The sequence below is a fragment of the Cryobacterium glucosi genome (genome assembly GCF_004402235.1).
In the GTDB taxonomy this organism is placed as follows: domain Bacteria; phylum Actinomycetota; class Actinomycetes; order Actinomycetales; family Microbacteriaceae; genus Cryobacterium; species Cryobacterium glucosi.
Map to the genome: position 1 here is coordinate 202,759 of NZ_SOFS01000005.1, position 23,847 is coordinate 226,605.

A 23,847-nucleotide genomic window follows, 5' to 3' on the forward strand; every position below is an offset into this window, starting at 1 on the left:
CGACCGGGGAGGGGGCCATTTTCGTACTCTCGCGAAGTTCAGCAAGCAGCGGCGTCTAACGGCGCAGGCGCAGCCAGACGCCGGCGAGGGCCGGCAGCGTGACGAGGGCGGATGCCGGTCGCCCTGTCCACGGTTCCTCTGTCGCCGTGACCTGGCCGAGGTTCCCCATCCCGGAACCACCGAAATTCTGCGCGTCCGTGTTCAGGATCTCGTCCCACACGCCCGCGAACGGCAGCCCCACCCGGTATCCGGTATGCGGCTGGCCGGCGAAGTTGAACACACACGCGATCGGCGTGCCCGAGTCGTCCCAGCGGAGGAACGAGACGACGTTCTGCGCGGCGGCCCCTCCGTCGAGCAACTCGAACCCGGCAGGGTCGGTGTCGCGTTCCCAGAGCGCCGCGTTGCCCCGGTAGACCCGGTTCAGCTCGCCGACGAGGGTGAACAGTCCGCGATGGGGGGACTGGTCGAGCAGCCACCAGTCGAGGCCACGCGATTCGCTCCATTCCTGGAGCTGGCCGAATTCCTGGCCCATGAACAAGAGCTGCTTGCCCGGGTGAGCCCACATGAAGGACAGGTACACCCGCACGTTCGCGAGCTTCTGCCAGTCGTCTCCCGGCATCCGGGCGACGAGGGAGCCCTTGCCGTGCACGACCTCGTCGTGGCTGATCGGCAGGAGGAAGTTCTCGCTGAACGCGTAGACGAAGGAGAAGGTGATCTCGTTGTGGTGGTACGAGCGGTACATCGGGTCGATGCTCGTGTACTCGAGCGAGTCGTGCATCCAGCCCATGTTCCATTTGAAGCCGAAACCCAGTCCGCCGCGACTGGTCGGAGCCGTGACGCCGCCCCAGTTGGTGGATTCCTCGGCGATCATGACCGTGCCGGGGTTGCGCTTGTACGCCGTCGCGGTGACCTCCTGCAGGAGGCTGATCGCCTCGAGGTTCTCGTTTCCGCCGTAGATGTTCGGCTCCCACTGGCCGTCCTCGCGGGAGTAGTCGAGGTACAGCATCGACGCGACCGCGTCCACGCGGAGACCGTCGATGTGGAACTCCTCGAGCCAGTAGAGCGCGTTCGCGACGAGGAAGTTCCGGACCTGGGTCTGGCCGAAGTCGAAGACGTAGGTTCCCCAGTCCATCTGCTCACCGCGGCGGGGATCCGCGTGCTCGTAGAGCGCCTGGCCGTCGAAACGGGCGAGGGCGAAGTCATCCTTGGGGAAGTGCCCGGGCACCCAGTCCATGATCACGCCGATGCCCGACTGGTGCAGCCGGTCGATCAGGTAGCGCAGGTCGTCCGGGTGGCCGAACCTGCTGGTCGGGGCGTAGTAGCCGGTGACCTGGTAGCCCCACGACCCGCCGAACGGATGCTCGGCGAGCGGCATGAACTCGACATGCGTATAGGCGAGCTCGTGCAGGTAGTCGATCAGCTGGTCGGCGAGGTCCCGGTAGCCGAGCCCGGGCCGCCACGACCCGACGTGCATCTCGTAGATACTCATCGGCCGTTTGTGGGCCTGGGTCCTGGCCCGCTCGGCGAGCCATTCCGCATCCGCCCACTCGTAGTGCGTCTCGCCGATGACCGACGCGGTCATCGGGGGCACCTCGGTGTACCTGGCCATCGGGTCGGCCTTGCGCACCCACTCGCCGGACTGGGCGAGAAGTTCGAACTTGTAGTTCGACCCTGGGTGCAGGCCGGGGACGAAGAGCTCCCAGACGCCCGTGCTGCCCATGTTGCGCATGGCATGCAGGATGCCGCTCCAGGAATTGAAATCACCGATCACTCGCACGGCCTGCGCGTGCGGAGCCCACACCGAGAAGGACGTGCCTGCGACCAGACCGGCCGTTTCGTCGGTCGGGAGAGGAGCGACGGTTGTGCCGGAATGATAGTGGGCTCCGAGTACGTCCCAGAGTCGCTCGTGCCTGCCCTCGCCGATGAGGTGCAGGTCGAGTTCGCCGAGAGTCGGCAGGAAGCGGTACGGGTCGTCGACGATCCAGGTGGGGGCGTCCGGATACCGGGCCTCGAGCTCGTATGCCTGGAGGCCGACGGTGCTCACGCCCTGCCAGACTCCGTAGCCGATGTGCACGAGCTCGATGTGGGCGCCGGACTCGAGGATCGCGAAGACCTCGCTCGCGAGCGGGCGCAGCGCACGGATGACGGTGAGCGGGTCCGCGATCGTCGTCCCGCCGATCAGGTGCTGCCCGAGGATCTCGTGGGGGTTGTAGTAGCGGGCTTCGGCGATCGCCTGCAGGATGCCCGGGGGAACCACCGGTACGGTGGCGGGGCGTGGGGTCTTTGGCGTCATCGTGCTGCTCCTCTGACGTGCAGGATGTGTACCGGTTCGGCAGCGGCATCCAGTCGCACGAAGTTGTCTGCTGTCCAGGTCCAGATGGCACCGGTGATCAGTTCCTCGACCTCGAAGACCGTGCCGGGCTCGAGCCCGAAACGGGTCACGTCGAGGCGCACCATGGTCTCGCGCACCGAATGCGGGTCGACATTCACGACGACGATGATCGCGTCACTTGTCCCTGTGCCGGTGTGTGCCGCATCGAGGTACTTGCTGTACACGAGCACCGCGCCGTCGTCACTCGTGTGCAGGTCGAGGTTCCGCAGCTGGCCGAGTGCGGGATGGGCGCGGCGGATGGCATTGAGCAACGAGACGTACGGCGCGAGGGACTCGCCTGCCGCTTCCGCCGCCGCAAAATCGCGCGGGCGGTACTCGTACTTCTCGTTGTCGATGTTCTCCTCGGCGCCGGGACGCGGCACGCTCTCGAAGAGCTCGAAACCGGCGTACATGCCCCAGGTCGGGGCGGCTGTCGCGGCGAGGGCCGCCCGGATCTTGAAGGCGGCGTGTCCGCCGACCTGGAGGAACTCGGAGAGGATGTCCGGGGTGTTCACGAAGAGGTTCGGGCGGTAGAAGTCCGCCGTCGTCGTCGCGAGGCCGTGGAAGAACTCCTCGAGCTCGGTCTTCGTGTTGCGCCAGGTGAAATAGCTGTACGACTGCTGGAATCCGACCTTGCCGAGCGCCTGCATGAGCGCAGGGCGCGTGAACGCCTCGGCGAGGAAGATCACGTCGGGGTTCTCTTCGGTGACCCGGTTGATCAGCCACTCCCAGAAATCGAGGGGCTTGGTGTGCGGGTTGTCGACGCGGAAGATCCGCACGCCGAGGCCCATCCAGTAGCGCACGATCCGCAGCACCTCGGCACGGATGCCGGCTGGATCGTTGTCGAAATTGATCGGGTAGATGTCCTGGTACTTCTTCGGCGGGTTCTCGGCGTAGGCGATGCTGCCGTCCGGGAGGGTGGTGAACCACTCAGGGTGCTCGGTCACCCAGGGGTGGTCCGGCGAGGCCTGCAGTGCGAGGTCGAGGGCGACCTCGAGGTCGTTCTCCGCTGCTGCGGCGAGGAAGTGCCGGAAGTCGTCGACGGTGCCGAGGTCCGGGTGGATGGCGTCGTGGCCGCCGTCCTCCGATCCGATCGCCCAGGGCGAGCCGGGGTCGTTCGGTCCGGCGTTGAGGGTGTTGTTCGGGCCCTTGCGGTACGAACGGCCGATCGGGTGGATCGGTGGGAGGTAGAGCACATCGAAGCCCATCGCGGCGACGCCGGGGAGGCGGTCCTCTGCGGTGCGGAACGTTCCACTCTGCCAGGAGTGGTCCGCGCGCTGCACGGCGCCCTCTGAGCGGGGGAAGAACTCGTACCAGGAGCCGACGCCGGCCCGGGTGCGCTCCACGCGCACGGCGCGCTGTGCCGATGTCGACGACAGTCCTGCGAGTGGGCGTGCGGTGATGAAAGCGTTGAGCGAGGGGGTGTCCAGCAGGGCGAGGCGATCGTCGACCGAGATGCCCGGGTTGGTGAGGTCCGCTGCGGCGTGCGCGAAAACGCGACGCTCGGCGGCCGGACGGCGCTTGTCCGTTCCGGCCGCAGCGAGGAGCACGGAACCCTCGAGGAACGTCAGCTCGATGTCGATCCCGGCGGGGACCTTGATCTCGGCGGTGTGGCGCCACGTGGCCCACCCATCGGCCCAAGCGCGCACCCGGTACTGCCAGATGCCCTGCCTTCCAAGTGTGACGAGGGCTGTCCACCTGTCGGTGCCCGGGGCCCCCGGGTGCATCGGATGCTCGGACCGGTTCCCCTCGGGATCCGTCAGGAGCAGGGTGACCCCGATCAGGTCGTGACCCTCACGGAATGCCGTGGCCCCGAAGGGGACGGCCTCGCCGACGAAGGCCTTCGCCGGCCACAGATTGTCGGCCAGCTGGGGTGCGAGGTCGAGGATCGGAATGCGTGAGATGCGCGTCGGCTCCTCCTTGCCTCGCTTGCCTTGACCCGCAGGGGGAGCCAGGTCCGTGCCGGCGTCGGCGCCTGCCACGGATTCGGGAACAACATTTGCACGTTTAGCTGTCTTTGCCACAAGATGACCGTAGCGCGAATTGTGCGGTTTCCGGGGGAGGAACGGGACAGAGACCTGCCAGCGCCTCTAGGCTGGGACGCGTGAAGGCGATCCGTAAATTTACAGTCCGCACCGTCGTGCCCGAGGCTCTAGCAGCCCTCGATGAGCTTGCCGGTAACCTGCGCTGGTCCTGGCACGAGCCGACCCGCCAACTCTTCGAACACATCTCACCAGAGTTGTGGCGCGAGATCGGTACTGATCCCGTTGCCTTGCTCGGCGCCGTCGATCCGGCCCGGCTCGTGGCGCTCGCCGCAGACCACGAATACGTCTCCTGGGTCAACTCGATCAGGGACGGGCTGCGCTCCTATCTGCAGGAACCGCGCTGGTACCAGGGCCTCGAGGGTGACAAGCCCGCGTCGATCGCCTACTTCTCCCCGGAGTTCGGCATCGCCGCCGCGCTCCCGCAGTACTCCGGCGGCCTCGGGATCCTCGCGGGTGACCACCTGAAGAGCGCCTCGGACCTGGGCGTCCCTCTCATCGGCGTCGGCCTGTTCTACCGGGCAGGCTACTTCAGCCAGGCGATCTCCCCGGACGGCTGGCAGATCGAGAGCTACCCCCTGCTCGATCCCGACGGACTGCCCCTGTCCGTGCTGCGCCGTGCCGACGGCTCCGCCGTGCAGGTCTCGCTCGCCCTCCCCGACAACCGCACCCTGCACGCCCGCGTCTGGCAGGCGAACGTCGGCCGCATCCGCCTGCTCATGCTCGATACGGACATTCCCGAGAACGCGGACGACCTGCGCCTCGTCACGGACCGGCTCTACGGCGGCGGCGGCGAGCACCGGCTGCTGCAGGAATTGCTCCTCGGCATCGGCGGCGCCCGCGCCGTGAAGGTCTGGAGCGCCCTCAACAACCGGCCGGAACCCGAGGTATTCCACACCAACGAGGGCCATGCCGGGTTCCTCGGCCTCGAACGCATCTCGAGCCTGATCGGTGACGGACTGAGCTTCGCCGAGGCCCTGCAGGTCGCGCGGGCGGGAACGGTGTTCACGACCCACACACCCGTCGCCGCGGGAATCGACCGGTTCGAGCGCAGCCTCGTGCAGCGGTACTTCGAGACCGACCTCCTCCCCGGTGTCGGCGTCGACGAGCTCCTCGCCCTCGGCGCGGAGAACTATCCGGGCGGGTCTCCCGACGTCTTCAACATGGCGCTGATGGGCCTGCGGCTCGGCCAGCGCGCCAACGGCGTCTCCAAGCTGCACGGCGAGGTCAGCCGACGGATGTTCAAGGGACTCTGGCCGGGCTTCGACGCCGAGGACGTGCCGATCGATTCGATCACCAACGGCGTGCACGCCCCGACCTGGACGGACCCCTCGCTGCTTCACCTCGCCGAGGACCGCCTCGGCACGAGCGATACCTCTGAGGCCGACTGGGCCTCGCCCGCGATCACCGACGACGACCTCTGGGCCGTGCGCGGCACGATGCGCCTGCAGTTCGTCGAGGACGCCCGCCGGCGCATCGCCGCGGCCTGGCTCGTGCAGAACCCGGGCGGGATCGTGCCGGCATGGATCGGCCAGGTCTTCGATCCGACGGTGCTCACGATCGGGTTCGCCCGCCGCGTCCCGACGTACAAGCGGCTGACCCTGATGCTGCACGACCCCGAGCGGCTCCGTGCCCTGCTGCTGCACCCGGAGCACCCGATCCAGATCGTGATCGCCGGCAAGTCGCACCCCGCGGACGAAGAGGGCAAGCGCCTCATCCAGAAGGTCGTGCAGTTCGCGGCCGACCCGGAGCTGCGCACCCGCATCGCGTTCCTGCCCGACTACAACATCGGCATGGCGCAGCTGATGTACCCCGGCACGGATGTCTGGCTCAACAATCCGCTGCGTCCCCTGGAGGCCTGTGGCACCTCGGGAATGAAGGCGGCACTCAACGGAGCGCTGAACCTCTCGATCCTCGACGGCTGGTGGCCTGAGTACTACGACGGAAAGAACGGCTGGGCGATCCCGTCGGCTGATGCCGCAGGCGACTCCGCCGAGCGGGACCGCATCGAAGCCGACGCGCTCTACGAGCTCATCGAACACCATGTCGCTCCCCGCTTCTACGACCGCAACGGCGACGGTGTTCCCGAACGCTGGGTCGCCTCGATCCGGCACACCCTCGCCACCCTCTCCCCGGAACTCAACGCCGGCCGGATGGTGCGCCAGTACGTGCAGAAGCTCTACCGCCCGGCCGGGGCCGCCGAGGCACGCCTGTCCGCGAACAACTACCGTGCTGCGCGCGAACTCGCCGTGTGGAAGGGGCGCATCGTCGCCAAGTGGCCGGGCGTCTCCGTCGCCCACGTCGAGTCCGGCGGGGTCGCCGCCGTTCCCAAGGTCGGCGACGAACTGCACCTGCGTGCCCATGTGCAGCTCAACGGGCTCGACCCCGCGGATGTCACCGTCGAGGTCGTCTACGGGAAGAGCCTGGCCAACGACGAGCTGAGCGGCGTGCACACCCTCGCGCTCGAGGCGGTCGTCGACCCAGATGCCGCGGACGGTTCCGACTCGCCAGAGCAGGGCGGTGCGACCCTCTTCACTGGGACGGTCGCGCTCGACCGCGGCGGCGCGTTCGGGTACACGGTGCGCGTCGTCCCGAAGAACGACCTGCTGGTGAGCTCGGCAGAGATGGGCCTGATCGCCGTAGCCGGCTAGCGCGCGATAGGGGCGGTGAGGGCGTCGGTGGCGGCGAGGAGGTCCGCCGGCGCCAGCTCGATGTCGAACCCGCGGCGGCCGCCGGACACGAACACGGTGTCGTACAGCAGGGCGGTCTCGTCGACGACGGTCACCAGGCGGGTCTTCTGCCCGACCGGGCTGATGCCGCCGAGCACATAGCCGGTCTTCCGCTCGGCGAGTTTCGGGTCGGCCATCACGGCCTTCTTGGTCCCGGCCGCGTGCGCCAGGGCTTTGAGGTCGAGCTGGCCGGCGACCGGCACGACGGCGACGACGAGCGTGCCATCGGCATCCGCCAGCAGGGTCTTGAACACCCTGGCCGGGTCGAGCCCGAGTTTTGCAGCGGCCTCGAGGCCGTACCCCGTCGCCGACGGGTCGTGGTCGTAGGCGTGCGGCGTGAACCGGATGCCCGCGTGCGTGAGCGCGACGGTCGCGGGCGTCCCACCGGCGCCGTCGTGCTTCTTCACCACTGCGACTCCTCTGCGACCGAGCCGGACTAGCTCGCCCGGAACAACTGCATCGACGCACCCGGCACGAGCAGCCGGGTGCCGGGGATGTGCTCGATGACCGCGTCGCTCAGGTCGTCGTGACTCGAATCCCAGAGCAGCGAATACGAGGAGACGCCGGCGTGCTCTGGCAGCGTCACCGTCACGTCGCGCTCGCGGCCCTGCACGATGAGGAGGATCCGGTTGAACTCCTCGAACTCGGGCGTCGACGCCGCGAGGTATTGCAGGGTGCGCTCCTTCGGGGAGTGCCAGTTGTCCTCCGACATCGACTTGCCCTCGATGTTGTACCAGTCCATCTCGCTCGCGCTCAGGGTGGTTTCGCCGGAGCGGCCGAACCACACCGGGCGGAGGGCCGGGTTGTCACGACGCAGCTGGAGCAGCTTCTTCGTGACACGGTGCAGGTCGATCTGCCAGTCGTCGAGGTCCCAGTTCAGCCAGGTCAGCTCGCTGTCGTGGCAATACGCGTTGTTGTTGCCGCGCTGGCTGCGACCGAATTCGTCGCCGGCCGTCAGCATCGGGACGCCCGCGGAGAGCAGAAGCGTGCCGAGGAGGTTGCGCATCGCCTTGCGCCGGGTCGCGAGGATGCCGCGGTCGCGCGTGGGTCCCTCGGCCCCGTGGTTGAAGGAGTTGTTGCTGTCGGTGCCGTCGCGGTTGGACTCGCCGTTTCCGACGTTGTGCTTGACGTTGTACGCGGTCAGGTCGGCCATTGTGAAGCCGTCGTGCGCCGTGATGAAGTTCAGCGACGCGAGCGGGCCGCGTTCGAGGGAGAAGGTGTTCGCGGAGCCGGCCAGCCGGGTCGCGAAGCGGCCGATGCCGCTCCCGGAGTGGCCGTCCCTGGCCGCCGCGATGTCGGTGAGCCAGAACGAGCGCATCCGGTCACGGTAACGGTCGTTCCACTCCGTCCAGCCGTCCGGGAAATTGCCGGTCTGCCAGCCGCCCATGCCCACGTCCCACGGCTCGGCGACGAGCTTGACGCCGGCGAGTTCCGGATCGGACTGGATGGATTTGATCAGGGGATGGTCGCGCTGGAACTCCACGTTGTCCCCGCGGCTCAGCGTCGCGGCGAGGTCGAAACGGAAGCCGTCGATCTGCACGTCGTTCGCCCAGTACTTGAGAGAGTCGAGCACGAGCCGGCGCGGCACCTCGTTGGAGACGTTGAGGGTGTTGCCGCAGCCGGTCACGTCGATGTAGCCGCCCGCATCGTTCTGGCGGTAGTAGGTAGCGTTGTCGATGCCGCGGAGGCTGCTCGCGGGGCCGCCGGGACCCTCCTCGGCGGTGTGGTTGTAGACGACGTCGAGGATTACCTCGAGGCCGGCCTCGTGCAGGAGCTTGACCATTCCCTTGAACTCGCGCAGCACGGCTTCCGGACCTGCCGACTGGGACGCCATGGTCGCATAGTCGGCGTGCGGGGTGAAGAAGTTGAAGGTGTTGTAACCCCAGTAGTTGGTGAGACCCTGCTTGAGCAGGCGCTGTTCGGAAACGAACGCCTGCACGGGGAGGAGCTCGACCGAGGTGACGCCGAGTTCCTTGAGATAGGTGATCGTCGATTCGTGCGCCAGGCCTGCGTAGGTGCCGCGGAGGTCGGCGGGAATGGCCGGGTTGAGCTTGCTGATGCCCCGCACGTGCGCCTCATAGACGACGGTGTGGTCGAGCGCGATCTTCGGCTTCACCGAACCGGCCCAGTCGAAGGCGTCGTCGACGACGGAGGACTGCCACTGCTCAGGGCCGACCCTGACGAGGCCTCGAGAATAGGGCTCGACCATGGTCTTCTCGGGGTGGAACGAATTCGTGGATGCGGCAGGCCCCGAGACGCGGATGCCGTAGTGGCGGCCCGCGGACAGGGTGCGACTGCGACCGGACCAGACATTGTCCGCGTCGCGGGTCATCGGCACGGTCTTGACGATCCAGTTCGGGTCCGTGGCGTCGAAGATGCAGAGGTCCATGGCCTCGGCGTTCTGCGACCAGACACGGAGTTCGCCGACCCCGGCTGAAAGCCGCACGCCGAGGTTGTGCAGGGGATCGGCGTGAGTCATGCGTTCTAGAGTAATGAGTACGGAGACTGGCCGTGACCACCGGCGCACGCTCAGCCAGCCGAAAACCGAGCGGAAGAGGGTATTTTGTCGATTTATCTCGACCACGCCGCGACGACGCCGATGCTGCCAGCGGCCATCGAGGCATACGTCGACGCCATGAGCGTCGTCGGAAACCCGGCCTCCATCCACAGCCAGGGCCAGAATGCCAAGCGGATGCTCGAGGAAGCCCGCGAGACCGTGGCACGGAGTGTGGGCTGCGATCCGATCGAGGTCGTGTTCACCGGGGGAGGCACCGAGGCGATCAACCTCGCCCTCAAGGGCCTGTTCTGGGCGCGCGCCCCGCGCAGGCGCATCCTCGTCCCCGGCGGCGAGCACCACGCGACCATGGACACCGTCGAGTGGCTCGAAAACCACGACGGGGCAGAACCCGGGTGGCTTCCGCTCGACAGGGCAGGCCGGGTCGACCCGGCCCGGGTGGCGGATGCCCTCGGGACCGGCGCAGAGGATGTCGCGCTGCTCAGCCTGCTTGCCGCGAACAACGAAGTCGGTACCCTGCAGCCCGTCGCCGAGATCGGCGAGATCGCCGCCGTCCACGGGATCCCGGTGCATATCGACGCCGTGTCCGCGTACGGCCAGGTGCCGATCGACTTCCGCGCGCTCAGCGGCGCGGGCCGCACCGGTGCCTCCGGCGGCGCCGGAGGTTCCGCGGGCGGCATCGTCGCCCTCAGCCTCTCCGCCCACAAGATCGGCGGGCCGGTCGGCATCGGAGCACTCGTGCTGTCGCGCCGGGCCAGTATCGTCCCGTTGATCCACGGCGGCGGCCAGCAACGCCAGGTGCGGAGCGGTACCCAGGACGTCGCAGCGGCGGTCGCGTTCGCGGCCGCGGCATCCGCCCTCGGCGACGTGCCCGCCCGCAACGTGCACCTGAGGGCGCTCCGCGACCGGCTGATCGCGGGGGTGCTCGCCGTCGTGCCCACCGCGGTGCTCAACGGTGCGGCACCCGACGGGCCGGATGAGCAGCGCCTGCCCGGCAACGCCCACTTCACCTTCCCCGGCTGCGAGGGGGAGTCGCTGCTCTTCCTGCTCGACGCCGCCGGAATCTCCGTATCGACCGGATCGGCGTGCCAGGCCGGCATCCCGGAGCCCTCGCACGTGCTGCGTGCCATGGGCCGCAGCGAGGCGGAGGCCCGCAGCGCCCTGCGGATCACCCTCGGCCGCGATTCGACAGGGGCCGACGTCGACGCCTTCCTCGCCGCGCTGCCGGCAGCGCACGCCCAGGCCAGCCGCGCCGGCATGAACGACCGCGTGCCCACCCGCTGACCTCCCGGGCTCGACGTGCCCGAGCCGCATTGGCCAAACCGGGCCGTCCGATTACACTTGCCCGGTGAAGGTTTTGGCAGCAATGAGTGGCGGGGTCGACTCCGCGGTGGCGGCGGCGCGCGCGGTGGAGGCGGGGCACGAGGTCGTCGGCGTGCACCTCGCCCTGAGCCGCATGCCCGGAACCCTGCGCACCGGCAGCCGCGGCTGTTGCACCATCGAGGACTCGATGGACGCCCAGCGGGCCGCGAACATCATCGGCATCCCGTACTACGTCTGGGACTTCTCCGAGCGGTTCAAGCTCGACGTCGTCGACGACTTCATCGCCGAATACGCCGCCGGCCGCACCCCGAACCCCTGCATGCGCTGCAACGAGCGCATCAAGTTCGCCGCCCTGCTCGACAAGGCGATCGACCTCGGCTTCGACGCCGTCTGCACCGGCCACTATGCGAGCATCCAGACGGATGCCGCGGGGAACCGCGAACTGCACCGCGCGAGCGCCTGGGCGAAAGACCAGTCCTACGTGCTCGGCGTGCTGACCGCCGAGCAGCTCGAGCACTCGATGTTCCCGCTCGGCGAGACGCCGTCCAAGGCCGAGGTGCGTGCGGAGGCCGCCGAGCGCGGCTTCTCGGTCGCGACCAAGCCGGACTCCTACGACATCTGCTTCATTCCTGACGGCGACACCCGCGGCTGGCTCGCCGAGCGCGTCCCTGCATCCGCAGGCGACATCCTCGACCGCGAGGGCAACACCCTCGGCAGGCACGAGGGTGCCGCCGCGTTCACCGTCGGCCAGCGCAAGGGCCTCCAGATCGGCACGCCGGCCGCAGACGGCAAGCCGCGATTCGTGCTCGAGGTGCGCCCGATCACGAACACTGTCGTCGTCGGCCCGAAGGAGGCGCTCGCGATCGGCCTCATCGCCGGCTCGAAGTTCACCTGGACCGGCCTGGCGCCGGAGCACCCCGGGATCGCCTTCGACTGCGACGTGCAGATCCGCGCGCACGCCGACCCGGTGCCCGCCGTCGCGCAGGTCGTGAGCGTCCCGGTTCCGGCTGGCGCAGACTCGGCCGGCGCAGGAGCAACCGACGCAGGAGCAATCGAACTCGTGATCACGCCGCGCGAGCCCCTGACGGGCGTCGCCCCCGGCCAGACCGCGGTGCTCTACGTCGGCACCCGGGTGCTCGGCCAGTGCACGATCGACCGCACCGTGAGCGCCGTACCCGTGCCATCGGCTGCCGTTGAACCAGCCCCGGTCGCCGTTCCCGCCGCCCGTGCCTGACGCCGCGAGCGCCGCGCCCGACGACTCCACGCCGCCGGAGCTCCAGCGGGCCGCCGCCGAGGTCGCCGACCTCACCGCGAGCATCATCGACGCCAGGGACGCATACTACGAGCGCAACGAGGTCGTCATCTCCGACGCCGACTATGACGCGCTCGTCCGCCGGCTCGCGGTTCTCGAGGGTGAGTTTCCCGAGCTCGCGAGCCAGGACAGCCCCACCCAGACCGTCGGAGGCCGCGCCGAGACGAGCCTGTTCGCGCCCGTGCAGCACGCCGAGCGGATGCTGAGCCTCGACAACGTCTTCTCGGTCGAGGAATTCGAGGCGTGGGCCGCCAAGGTCGAGCGGGACGCCGGCCGCCCCGTCCACTACCTGTGCGAACTCAAGATCGACGGCCTCGCGATCAACCTCCGCTACGAGGACGGCGTGCTCGTCGCCGCGGCGACCCGCGGCGACGGCGTCGTCGGCGAGGACGTCACCGAGAACATCCACTGGGTGCCCGGCATCCCCGAGCGACTGTCAGGCACCGGGCATCCGCCGCTGATGGAGGTACGCGGCGAGGTCTTCTTCCCCGTCGTCGCCTTCGCGGACCTCAATGCCCAGCAGGTCGCCGCCGGGGAACGCCCCTTCGCCAACCCGCGCAACGCCGCGGCCGGCTCGCTGCGCCAGAAGGCGGAGGGCAAGAGCCCGGAGGCCCTGCGCCTGATGCGCGCGAGGCTCGGCCGGCTGCGGATGCTCGTGCACGGTATCGGGGCCTGGGCCGATCCGGAGGCCGACGCCCAGTCCGCGGTCTACGGACTCCTGGCCGACTGGGGGCTGCCGACGAGCAGCTACTTCCGCGTCGAACCGGACGCGAGCGGGGCATCCGCCTTCATCGCGTACTACGGAGAGCACCGGGCGAGTGTGTCCCACGAGATCGACGGCATCGTGATCAAGGTCGACGAACTCGCCCTGCACGCCGAACTGGGCGCAACGAGCCGGGCGCCACGCTGGGCGATCGCATACAAGTACCCGCCGGAACAGGTGAACACCAAGCTGCTCGACATCGTCGTGAGCGTCGGCCGCACCGGCCGTGCCACCCCCTTCGCCGTGATGCAGAAGGTGCGGGTCGCGGGCTCCGAGGTGCGGCAGGCCACCCTGCACAACCAGGACGTCGTCAAGGCCAAGGGCGTGCTGATCGGCGATACCGTCGTGCTGCGGAAGGCCGGCGACGTGATCCCCGAGATTCTCGGCCCGGTCGTCGAACTGCGCGACGGCAGCGAACGCGCGTTCGTGATGCCGGCGAACTGTCCGGAGTGCGGCACCCCGCTCGCGCCGGCCAAGGAGGGCGACATCGACCTGCGCTGCCCGAACGCGCGCAGCTGCCCGGCCCAGGTGCGCGGGCGGGTCGAGCACATCGGTTCCCGCGGCGCGCTCGACATCGAGGTGCTCGGCGAGGTGGCCGCGGCCGCCCTCACCCAGCCGACCGTGCCGATCGAGCCGCCGCTGCGCACGGAAGCCGGCCTCTTCGACCTCACCCTCGACGACCTGACCCCGATCGAGGTGGTCGTGCGCGATGCCGAGACCGGGCTGCCCCGCGAGGAGGCGGACGGCACGAACCGGCTGCGCACCCCGTTCCGGCGGAACCCGACGGCTGCCGAGAAGCGGGCGGGCCTCACCGGTCCGCAGCCGTCCTCGAGTGCGATCAAGCTGCTCGCCGAGATCGAACTCGCCAAGACGAAACCGCTCTGGCGCCTGCTGGTGTCGCTCAACATCCGTCACGTCGGTCCGGTCGCCGCGCGCGCCCTCGCAGGCCATTTCGGCAGCCTCGACGGGATCCGAGCGGCGACGCGCGACGAGCTCGCCGAGGTCGACGGCGTCGGCGGCATCATCGCAGACGCCATCATCGACTGGTTCGAGGTGGACTGGCACCGCGACATCGTGGACCAGTGGACCGCCGCCGGCGTGCAGTTCCGGACGCCGGACCACCCGGGACCGGGCGCTGCCGCGGCCGCCGGGGGAGTGCTCGCCGGGCTCACCGTCGTCGCGACGGGGTCGATCGAGGGCTACACCAGGGAAGAAGCCCAGGAGGCGATCATCTCCGCTGGCGGAAAGAGCGCGTCGAGCGTGTCGAAGAACACCGACTTCGTGGCCGCCGGACCGGGCGCAGGTTCCAAGCTCACCAAGGCGGAGGCCCTCGGGCTGCGTATCCTCGACGCAGCGCAATTCCGGCTCCTCGTCACCGGAGGCCCCGCCGCGCTCGACGTGGCTGATGGCGCCGTCGCCGACGTGACCGGCGCCGACGTGACAGACGGTACGGTCACCGCACCGACCGACTGACGGGGCCGGATCGGTCACCGGTCAGTCCGGTTCGGGAGCCGTGCGGTGATCGACCCAGCCGAGGACCATCCGGTTGAAGAGTCCGACGTTCTCGATGCTCCAGACGTGGTGCATGCCGGGAGCGATCCAGGTGAGTGTCTGCGGGAGCCTGATGCGCAGTTCGGGAAAGCTGCGCCGCACCAGGCGGGACTCCTTCTCTCCAGCGACGGCGAGGAGCGGACCCCGGTAATCGCCGAGCGAATCCGGGCAGCCGCCCCGGTTGACGTCCGCGAACACGCGTGCCGCGTTGTCTGCCCGGATGCCCAGGCCGTGGCCGACGAACAGGTCGACGGCGTCGGCAGGCAATCCGAACGCCTTCGCCTGCGCCTTCCAGTACCAGGCCCGGTCCCACAGTCGCAGCTGGAGGGTGTTGAGGAACCGGGCAGCTCCATGGATGCCGGTCACGGGTGCGCCCGAGATCAGACAGGACTGGATCAGCTCCGGGTGCCGGGCCATCAAGTGCACGGCGACGAGGCCGCCGAGCGAAAGCCCGATCACGTGGGCGCTCCCGCCCCTGGCCTGGGAGCGGATGATCTCGGCAACGTCGTCAGCGGTGCGATCCAGCGAATGCCACTCTTCCCCCGACCGGGAGCCGAAGCCCGGCAGGTCCGGTGTGAGGATGTGCCGGTCCGTCATTCCCTCGACCTGCGGCTGCCAGGACCAGGAGGCGACGGTGCCGCCGTGCAGTAACACGATCGTCTCCGAGCCAGGGGCGTCTACGCCGTGCTCGAGCGGATACCCGGTCACCGTGAAGCCGTGACCAGGACGGATTCGGTTTCGTCCAGCCAGGCGAGTTCCGCCTCGGCGTGGACGATTCCGTTGCGGAGCGTGGCCCGGCGCAGGGCCTGGCCGATGGTTTCCGGTCGCCCGGGATCCCGGGCCTCGATGGTGGTCAGGCGCGCGAGCAGCCGGCTCGCTTCCTCCCTCCGCGCTCGGAGGAGTTCGCGGACGCCGTCGATTCCGAGCGCTCCGGCGAAGAAGATGCGCATCAGGAAGGACTCGTGCGGGGTCTCAGGTTCCAGCGGCGCCCTGAGCGCGGCGTCGAGGGCCGCGTGACCCGCCGGGGTGATCCGGTGTTCGCGCCGATCTGGTTTGCCGTCCTGGGCGATGACCGTGACCTCGGCGAGTCCGTCAGCGACCAGGCGGCTGAGCGTGCGGTAGATCTGGGACTGGTCCGCAGACCAGAAATGAATGACGGATGCCTCGATCCTCTTATTGAGGTCGTACCCGGAGAGGGGCGAGAGCTCGAGCATCCCGAGCAGAGCAATGGTCAGTGACATGCCTATATAAGACCACGCATATATGCCCGCGCGCAATACCCGGTTTCACTGCCCGAATATTTGCACCCGGACCGGGGACAAAGTTCATCCCCAACGGGCGCATTCTTCGATACTCTAAAAGTGCAGGGTGTGCACTTGATACCGTGCCGATCCACCGCTCGGTGTTCGTGAGGGGACGTACCCAGGTTTGCTGTTAGGCGCGGCAATTCTTCTTGCATCCTCGCTGGTATTCAATGGGGCCAGCGAGGCCTTTCAGGTGCACGAATACGCGGTCGTGTCGAGCGACACCGACCTGGGACTGCAGCCCCTCGGCCTCGAACCGGTCGTGTCGATCGACGGAGACGTCAACTCCCTCCGCTTCCTGCGCGGGTCGAGCCTCCTCGCCGGGCTTGCCCGGCTCTCGGTCGCAGACATCTCGAGCTTCGTGCTGGACTTCCCCGAACAGCTCGACTCCCTCCTCGCGGTTCCGCCGGCCGCGACAGAGGTCACCGGCTGGTGGACGTCCCTCGGCGGCACCGAACGCTCCTCCCTCATCGCCGCGGCACCCCGCCTCGTCGGCAACCTCGAGGGCATCCCGTTCCGGGAGCGTGGCCGGGCGAACGCCCGATACCTGAACGAGAGCATCACCGAGACCCAGCAGCGCCTCGCGGGCACGCTGAGCGACGACGACCGCACGAGCGCCACCCACGAGCTCGCCGTCCTCGACCAGGTGCGCACCGCACTCAGGCAAGCCGACGCGGGGCCGCGCCGCTCCCTGATCCTGCTCGACAGCACGGGCGGCGGTCGCGCGGCCATCGCGCTCGGCAATCCCGACACCGCCGACTACGTCGGCTTCCTCGTTCCCGGAATGAACTACACCGTCGAGGCCGAGATCGTGCACTGGACGGACACGGCGAACGACCTGTACATGGAACAGGAGAAGGTGCTCGCCGAACGCGCAGGCCAGGGCGCGGGCCAGGCGAATGCCAGCATCGCGACGGTCGCCTGGATCGGCTACGAGGTCCCCGACCTGTTCAGCGTCGGCGGCCTCGACAAGGCCATCGTCGGAGCCGACTTCCTCGAGAAGTCCTCCCTCGGCATCCGCTCGGACCGCGGGGGGCACCAGCCCTTCATCTCCGTCTACGCACACTCCTACGGCTCGACCGTCGCGCTCACCGCCCTCGCCCGCGGCTCCTTCGATGTCGACGCCCTCGTGCTCGTCGGATCGCCGGGCAGCCAGATCCAGTCCGCGGCCAGCCTGCATGTGACGGGCGAGAACGTCTGGGTCGGCAAGGCCGACTGGGATCCGGCCGTCAACAGTGCCTTCTTCGGGAGTGACCCGGGGGCCGAATCGTACGGGGCGCATCCGCTCGGGGTCCGCGGTTCGACCGACCGGATCACCGGGGCCAGCCTCACGGCCTCGCTCGGCCACAACGCGTATTTCGAGCCAGGGAGCGAGTCGCTGCACAACATGGCGCTGATCGGAACGGACAACGCGGATTTGGTCACCAACGGCTCCGAATAGAATTGGGTATTCACCTCAACCACAATCGGAGCAACATGTCTGAAATCACGGCCGAGCAGGTTGCGCACTTGGCAAACCTCGCCCGGATCGACCTCAGCCCGGAGGAGATCACCCGCCTCACCGCCGAACTCGGCCAGATCGTGGACTCGGTGGCGAAGGTCGCCGAAGTCGCAACGCCCGAAGTTCCCGCGACGAGCCACCCGATGCCGTTGACCAACGTTTTCCGCGCCGACGTCGTCGTGCCGTCCCTGTCCGTCGAAGAAGCACTTTCCGGATCGACCGACCGCGACGGCGACAAATTTCGCGTGCCCGCGATCCTGGACGAGGAGTAACCATGACCGATCTCACCCGCCTCTCCGCCGCCGACCTGTCCATCCTCCTCACGAGCGGCGCCGTCAGCTCCGTCGAGGCGACGCAGGCCCACCTTGACCACATCGCGGCCGTCGACACCGACGTACACGCGTTCCTGCACGTGGCCGGGGCGAACGCCCTCGCCGCGGCCGCCGTCGTGGACGCCCAGCGCGCCGCCGGTGCCGTGCTCGGTCCGCTCGCGGGCGTGCCCATCGCCATCAAGGACGTGCTCGCGACGCGCGACATGCCCTCGACCGCCGGCTCGAAGATCCTCGAGGGCTGGATCCCGCCCTACGACGCCACGGTCGTGCGGCTCGTCCGCGAAGCCGGGCTGATCCCGCTCGGCAAGACCAACATGGACGAATTCGCGATGGGCTCGTCCACCGAGTTCTCCGCGTACGGCCCGACCCACAACCCCTGGGACCTCGACCGGATTCCCGGCGGCTCCGGCGGAGGATCCGCCGCAGCGGTGAGCGCGTTCGAAGCGCCCCTCGCCCTCGGCAGCGACACCGGCGGATCGATCCGCCAGCCCGCAGCCGTCACCGGATCCGTCGGAGTCAAGCCGACATACGGCGGAGTCTCCCGCTACGGTGCGATCGCCCTGGCCTCCTCGCTCGACCAGGTCGGACCGGTCAGCCGCACCGTCTACGACGCCGCGCTTCTGCACGACGTTCTCAGCGGCCACGACCCGCTCGACTCCACCTCGCTGACCGACCGCTGGCCTTCGATGGCCGCCGCCGCGATCGCGGGCCGGGTTGACGGTGCCCTCACCGGCGTCCGGATCGGTGTCGTCAAGGAGCTGTCCGGCCCCGGGTTCCAGCCCGGAGTCCTGCAGCGCTTCAACGAAACCCTCGCGATGCTCGTCGCAGCCGGCGCCGAGATCGAAGAGGTCAGTGCACCGAGCTTCGAATATGCCGTCGCCGCGTATTACCTGATCCTCCCCGCCGAGGCCTCGAGCAACCTCGCCCGCTTCGACTCGGTGCGTTTCGGCATCCGCGTGGACCCGGCAGAGGGACCGCTCACGAGCGAACGGGTCATGGCCGCGACGCGCGACGCCGGTTTCGGACCCGAGGTCAAGCGCCGGATCATCCTCGGCACCTACGCTCTGAGCGCCGGCTACTACGACGCGTACTACGGCAGCGCCCAGAAGGTGCGCACCCTGATCCAGCGCGACTTCGACGCCGCATTCGAGAAGGTCGACGTGTTGTTGTCCCCGAGCGCGCCGACCACGGCGTTCAAGTTCGGCGAGAAGATGGACGACCCGATGGCGATGTACCTCAACGACGTCACCACGATCCCGGCGAACCTCGCCGGCATCCCGGGAATGAGCCTGCCGATGGGCCTCGCGCCGGAGGACGGCCTGCCCGTCGGGCTGCAGGTCATGGCGCCCGCCAAGCAGGACGCCCGTCTGTACACCTTCGGTGCCGCCGTCGAGCAGCTGCTCGAAGCGCACTGGGGACACACCCTGCTCAGCCTTGCGCCGAAACTGGCACCCACACAAATGTTCGCGAGCGAAGGGGGAGCCGTCTGATGAAGAAGGCTGAACTGATGGATTACGACAAGGCCCTCGAACTGTTCGAGCCGGTGCTCGGCTTCGAGGTGCACGTCGAACTCAACACCAAGACCAAGATGTTCTGCGGCTGCGCCAACGAATTCGGCCAGGGTGCGAACACGAACACCTGCCCGACCTGCCTCGGACTCCCCGGCGGGCTCCCGCAGGTGAACGCGAAGGCGATCGAGTCGAGCATCCGCCTCGGGCTCGCCCTCGGCTGCGAGATCGCGGAATACTCGCGCTTCGCCCGCAAGAACTACTTCTACCCCGACACCGCGAAGAACTTCCAGACCTCCCAGTACGACGAGCCGATCGCGTTCAACGGGCAGCTCACGATCGAACTCGAGAGCGGCCGCCAGGTCACGATCGACATCGAACGCGCCCACATGGAAGACGACGCGGGCAAGCTCACCCACGTCGGCGGCGCGACCGGCCGGATCCAGGGCGCCGACTACTCGCTCGTCGACTACAACCGCGGCGGCGTGCCCCTCGTCGAGATCGTCACGCAGATGATCGAGGGCGGCGAGGCCGACTCTCCCGAGATCGGGCGCACCTACGTTGCGGCGATCCGCGAGATCGTCAAGGCGCTCGGCGTGTCCAACGCGCGGATGGAAGAGGGCAACGTGCGCTGCGACGCGAACGTGTCCCTGCGCCCGCGCGGCTCCGGAAAGCTCGGCACCCGCACGGAGACCAAGAACGTCAACTCGCTCCGCAGCGTCGAACGTGCCGTCCGTTACGAGATCCAGCGCCAGGCCGCACTCCTCGCCGCCGGCGGAACGATCACGCAGGAGACCCGGCACTGGCATGAGGACACCGGCATCACGTCCGCGGGCCGGCCCAAGTCCGACGCCGACGACTACCGCTACTTCCCGGAGCCCGACCTCGTCCCCGTCGCGCCCTCCCGCGCCTGGGTCGAAGAACTCCGCGCGACCCTGCCGGAGCCGCCCGCGGCACGCCGCAAGCGCCTCCAGGCCGACTGGGGCTTCGCCAACCTCGAGTTCCAGGACGTCGTCAACTCCGACCTGCTCGACGCTGTCGAGGCCACCGTCGCAGCCGGCGCATCCGCCCAGTCCTCCCGCAAGTGGTGGACCGGCGAGGTCGCCAGGCTCGCGAACGTCGCCGGCGTCTCCGCTGACTCCCTCGTCGAGCCGGTGCAGCTCGCCGCTTTGATCGAACTGGTCACCGCGGGAACGCTGACCGACCGCCTGGCCCGCCAGGTGCTCGAGGGCGTCATCGCCGGCGAAGGCACCCCGCTCGAGGTCGTGGAGATCCGCGGTCTTGCCGTCGTTTCCGACGACGGCCCGCTCATCGAGGCCATCGACCTCGCTCTCGCTTCCCAGCCCGACGTGCTCGCGAAGATCCGCGATGGCAAGGTCCAGGCGGCCGGTGCCGTGATCGGTGCCGTCATGAAGGCCATGCGCGGACAAGCGGATGCCGCACGGGTACGGGAACTTGTCCTCGAAAGGGCAGGAACGGCCGAGTAATGGCTCTCTGGAAGCGACGCGAGCCCGCACCGGACGGGCCCGCGAGTCGAGCCGTTTTCGGCGTCGGGATGCAGGTTCTGGTGCGGCTCGACCGGAGCCGCTACCCGGAGTCGATGGTCGAAGACCCCATCGGCGTCATCGTCGGGGCGGGGGACACCGACGGCGCAGCCCTCTACGTCCCTGTCTCCGGTCGGGAGGCGATCTGGACCGTGCAGTTCGACGAACCGTTCTACGGGCTCGACGGCTCGGGCCCGCACGAATCGGCCCGGGTTGCCCAGACCTCCCTCGAACCGGCCCCGGAAGCGTGATCGCGATGAGCGCAGCCCAGGAACGTCCCGATTCCCCGAGCGTTGAGTCCACGGCGACCCCCGCTGACATTCGACGCTGGCGCCAGTACCTCGCCGATGAACGCGCGGAGGCCGCGGTCTACCGCGACCTCGCCTCCCGCCGGACCGGTGAGGAGAAGGAGATCCTGCTCGCCCTCGCCGAGGCGGAAGCCCGGCACGAGGCGCACTGGCGGGACCTGCTCGGTGACCAGGCCGGCCCGCCGAAACGTGGAGCGGTGCGCACCCGGTTCCTCGGGTTTCTCGCAAGACGATTCGGTTCCGTCTTCGTGCTCGCGCTCGCCCAGCGGGCGGAAGCGCGCTCGCCATACGATTCCGACGTCGACGCGACGAAGACGATGGCGGCCGACGAACGCATCCACGAGGAGGTCGTGCGGGGGCTGGCCGCCCGCGGACGCCAGCGCCTCGCCGGGTCGTTCCGCGCAGCCGTGTTCGGCATCAACGACGGCCTCGTCTCCAACCTCGCCCTCGTGCTCGGTATCGGCGCGACCGGCGTTCCCGCCGCGACCATCCTGTTCACGGGCATCGCCGGTCTGCTCGCCGGCGCCCTGTCGATGGGTGCGGGTGAGTACGTCTCGGTGCGGTCGCAGCGGGAGTTGCTCGAGGCATCCACCCCCCAGGCGACCGCGCGCACGGTGCTCTCGCACCTCGACCTCGCCGCCAACGAGCTCACCCTCGTCTACCGGGCGCAAGGCATGGCGGCGGACGAGGCCGAGGCGCAGGCGCACGAGGTGCTGCGCACGCTGACCATGGCGACCGGACCGGTTTCGGTTGCCGCCCCGGTCCAGGGCGCCGACATCGCGCACGGGGCTCTCGACCCCGCGACGGACGAGCACGAGGCGATCGGAACCGGCTGGGGTGCCGCGTCCTCGAGCTTCTGCTTCTTTGCCTCCGGCGCCATCCTCCCTGTGCTGCCCTACCTGTTCGGCCTCGAGGGGCTTGCGGCGATCGTGGTCGCGTCCGTGCTCGTCGGGCTCGCCCTCCTTGCGACGGGCGCGATTGTCGGCCTGCTTTCCGGCGGGCCGCCGCTCCGGCGTGCGCTCCGCCAGCTGCTGATCGGCTTCGCGGCAGCCGGGGTCACCTACGTGCTCGGCCTGCTCTTCGGCACCTCGCTCGGGTAGCGCCTTCGGGAGCGATCTACGGGCGGGGTGTCGGGGCTACGAGCCGCGACGGACGTTACACAGTCCATCCAGGATGAACGGAGTCTCACCGCTCGTCGGCGGTGTTGGCGTCTGCTGCCTCGGGTCTGCACCCGGTGTCGAATTCAGGAGATTCTTGGTGTCGGGTGGGATCGGCGGCACTGGTCCGCGGACCGGAGTTGCCCGCCCGGGAGGATCTCCTGAATTCGGAACCACGGGCAGGAGAATCAACCGTCTTCAGGTATGAAACTCGGAATGAGAAGCCCACAATTATGTGAGTAAGTCTCTTCTTTGTGTTCGATTCGGCGTAGAATCGGGGTATGGCAGGAGCTTCCGATCCCCAGTCACACACCCCGCAGACACCCGGTTCCGGGGCTGCGGGTGATCAGCCCACCGCAGGCGCCGAGTCGGCCCATTCGGTCGAGGTTGCCGAGGGTTTCGAGGGCGCTGAAGGGCTGGCCAGGTCGGTGCCGTCGGTGCCGTCGGTGCATGCGGATGCTGTCGCAAGGCTCGTGGAGGCGCAGGCGGTTCTCGCCGATGCCCTGGCGGCGATCCCGGTGGGGCTGCTCAGTGACACAGAAGCTGTGACGGCGCTGAGCACCGTGGAGGCGATCGGGCGGACGGTGGATGCGGCCCGGGTGAGCACGGCGACGGATGTGGACCGGAGGGCCCGGGTGCTCGGCCGGGAGGGTCTGGCGTGGAAGATGGGCTGCACGGGCCCGTGGGATGTCCTCACCCGGGTGACACGGGTGTCGGCCCGGGAGGTCAAGCGGCGCACGAAGCTCGGCGACGCGGTGTTGCCGCGGCCGTGCGGCGGGAGCAGCTGGTTGCCGCCCTTGTTCCCGACGGTCGGGGCCGCCCTGGCAGCGGGGGAGATCGGGGTGGAGACGGCGGAGTTGATCGTGGCGGGTTTGCAGGTGATCAGTCACCGGGTGGCCCCGGATGACCTGTTGACGGCGGAGCGGGCCCTGGTCGCCTCTGCGGCGGGGCTGATCACCCCGGAGACCGAGGATTTGGCCGGGGCCGGTGTGCCGGTGACCACGGACCTGATCCGGGGCATGGTCGCGCAGTGGCAGGCGGCCCTGGACCCCGACGGGATACTGCCCCAGGAGGACCTTTTCGAGGCGAAATCCAACATCGGCTTCGGCCAGTTGAAGAACGGCTTGTACCCCGTCAAGGGCGGGGTGACGCCGGAACTGTTCGGCGTGATGAACACCCTCTTCGACGCCTTCCTCAGCTTCCACGCCCGCCCGGCGTTCCCCACCGCCGAGGAACAGGCGCTGATGGATTCGGGGCAGATGATCCCCGGCGCCGAGACCGCGGGTACCGACGCCGACACGGGCCCGGATCTGGACGTGATCGAGGCGGAGCTCCGGGAGCGCCGGGCGGACACCCGCACCGGCGGGGAGAAACGCGCCGACATCCTCCGGGCCCTGTTCGAGCACGCAGCCCGCGACGAGGACACGCCCAGCATGGGCGGATCCGCCCCGACGGTGATGGTGCACGTGAACGCCGCCGACCTCGCGTCCGGGGTCGGGGTCGGCTGGATCGACGGCGTCGAGGCCCCCGTGTCGCTCAAAACGGTGCACCAGCGCATCTGTGACGGCGGCTTCCAAGGGGTCCTCT

The 23,847-nt window shown here is 68.9% G+C and carries 17 protein-coding genes; 11 read left to right on the plus strand and 6 right to left on the minus strand.

What is annotated here, in order from left to right:
* Nucleotides 1-55: 55 nt before the first annotated feature.
* Nucleotides 56-2,293 (minus strand): 1,4-alpha-glucan branching protein GlgB, encoded by a 2,238-nt coding sequence (gene glgB / locus E3O46_RS01335; protein ID WP_134447644.1) that lies wholly within the window; start codon nt 2,291-2,293, stop codon nt 56-58.
* Nucleotides 2,290-4,395: an alpha-1,4-glucan--maltose-1-phosphate maltosyltransferase gene (locus tag E3O46_RS01340; RefSeq protein WP_420897712.1), complete on the minus strand. Its 2,106-nt coding sequence runs from the start codon at nt 4,393-4,395 to the stop codon at nt 2,290-2,292. The genes glgB and E3O46_RS01340 overlap by 4 nt, the downstream gene beginning before the upstream one ends.
* 80 nt (nt 4,396-4,475) lie before the next feature.
* On the opposite strand from E3O46_RS01340, the gene glgP reads away from it, so the two are divergent.
* Nucleotides 4,476-7,064, plus strand: coding sequence for an alpha-glucan family phosphorylase (gene glgP, locus E3O46_RS01345; protein ID WP_134447646.1), 2,589 nt, complete (start codon nt 4,476-4,478; stop codon nt 7,062-7,064).
* On the opposite strand, the gene ybaK is transcribed toward glgP, so the two are convergent.
* On the minus strand, nt 7,061-7,549 hold the full coding sequence (ybaK, locus tag E3O46_RS01350; RefSeq protein ID WP_370294844.1) for a Cys-tRNA(Pro) deacylase: 489 nt from the start codon (nt 7,547-7,549) through the stop codon (nt 7,061-7,063). The genes glgP and ybaK overlap by 4 nt on opposite strands.
* A gap of 29 nt (nt 7,550-7,578) precedes the next feature.
* Nucleotides 7,579-9,621 (minus strand): glycogen debranching protein GlgX, encoded by a 2,043-nt coding sequence (gene glgX / locus E3O46_RS01355; RefSeq protein ID WP_134447650.1) that lies wholly within the window; start codon nt 9,619-9,621, stop codon nt 7,579-7,581.
* 84 nt (nt 9,622-9,705) lie between these two features.
* On the opposite strand from glgX, the gene E3O46_RS01360 reads away from it, so the two are divergent.
* The 3 genes from E3O46_RS01360 to ligA all read left to right on the plus strand — a co-directional run bounded on the left by E3O46_RS01360 (nt 9,706) and on the right by ligA (nt 14,528).
* Nucleotides 9,706-10,941, plus strand: coding sequence for a cysteine desulfurase family protein (locus E3O46_RS01360; protein WP_134560957.1), 1,236 nt, complete (start codon nt 9,706-9,708; stop codon nt 10,939-10,941).
* Nucleotides 10,942-11,005: 64 nt separating this feature from the next.
* Nucleotides 11,006-12,214, plus strand: coding sequence for a tRNA 2-thiouridine(34) synthase MnmA (gene mnmA / locus E3O46_RS01365; protein WP_194088515.1), 1,209 nt, complete (start codon nt 11,006-11,008; stop codon nt 12,212-12,214).
* The gene (gene ligA / locus E3O46_RS01370) at nt 12,174-14,528 is read left to right on the plus strand and encodes an NAD-dependent DNA ligase LigA (protein ID WP_420897713.1); all 2,355 of its coding nucleotides are present in this window, start codon (nt 12,174-12,176) and stop codon (nt 14,526-14,528) included. Before mnmA ends, ligA begins: the two co-directional genes overlap by 41 nt.
* A 21-nt stretch (nt 14,529-14,549) precedes the next feature.
* Here ligA and E3O46_RS01375 read toward each other — a convergent pair whose 3' ends face one another.
* The gene (locus E3O46_RS01375; RefSeq protein WP_134560958.1) at nt 14,550-15,314 is read right to left on the minus strand and encodes an alpha/beta fold hydrolase; all 765 of its coding nucleotides are present in this window, start codon (nt 15,312-15,314) and stop codon (nt 14,550-14,552) included.
* Nucleotides 15,311-15,847, minus strand: coding sequence for a PadR family transcriptional regulator (locus tag E3O46_RS01380; RefSeq protein WP_134560742.1), 537 nt, complete (start codon nt 15,845-15,847; stop codon nt 15,311-15,313). The genes E3O46_RS01375 and E3O46_RS01380 overlap by 4 nt, the downstream gene beginning before the upstream one ends.
* 256 nt (nt 15,848-16,103) lie before the next feature.
* Between E3O46_RS01380 and E3O46_RS01385 the strand changes: the two genes are divergently transcribed.
* The 7 genes from E3O46_RS01385 to E3O46_RS01415 all read left to right on the plus strand — a co-directional run.
* The gene (locus tag E3O46_RS01385) at nt 16,104-17,351 is read left to right on the plus strand and encodes an alpha/beta hydrolase (RefSeq protein ID WP_166787315.1); all 1,248 of its coding nucleotides are present in this window, start codon (nt 16,104-16,106) and stop codon (nt 17,349-17,351) included.
* A gap of 35 nt (nt 17,352-17,386) precedes the next feature.
* Complete coding sequence (gene gatC, locus E3O46_RS01390; protein WP_134447662.1) at nt 17,387-17,683, plus strand: Asp-tRNA(Asn)/Glu-tRNA(Gln) amidotransferase subunit GatC; 297 nt, start codon at nt 17,387-17,389, stop codon at nt 17,681-17,683.
* A gap of 2 nt (nt 17,684-17,685) precedes the next feature.
* Nucleotides 17,686-19,233 carry an Asp-tRNA(Asn)/Glu-tRNA(Gln) amidotransferase subunit GatA gene (gene gatA, locus E3O46_RS01395; RefSeq protein ID WP_134447664.1) on the plus strand — a complete coding sequence of 516 codons (1,548 nt, stop codon included), beginning with the start codon at nt 17,686-17,688 and terminating at the stop codon, nt 19,231-19,233.
* A complete protein-coding gene (gatB, locus tag E3O46_RS01400) occupies nt 19,233-20,738 on the plus strand; it encodes an Asp-tRNA(Asn)/Glu-tRNA(Gln) amidotransferase subunit GatB (RefSeq protein WP_134447666.1) in 1,506 nt (501 codons plus the stop codon). The genes gatA and gatB overlap by 1 nt, the downstream gene beginning before the upstream one ends.
* Nucleotides 20,738-21,046, plus strand: a complete 309-nt coding sequence (locus tag E3O46_RS01405; RefSeq protein WP_134560959.1) for a hypothetical protein — start codon at nt 20,738-20,740, stop codon at nt 21,044-21,046. Before gatB ends, E3O46_RS01405 begins: the two co-directional genes overlap by 1 nt.
* 5 nt (nt 21,047-21,051) lie before the next feature.
* A complete protein-coding gene (locus E3O46_RS01410; protein WP_134560960.1) occupies nt 21,052-22,203 on the plus strand; it encodes a VIT1/CCC1 transporter family protein in 1,152 nt (383 codons plus the stop codon).
* A gap of 338 nt (nt 22,204-22,541) precedes the next feature.
* The coding region (locus E3O46_RS01415; RefSeq protein WP_134560961.1) for a DUF222 domain-containing protein at nt 22,542-23,847 on the plus strand (1,306 nt) is incomplete at its 3' end.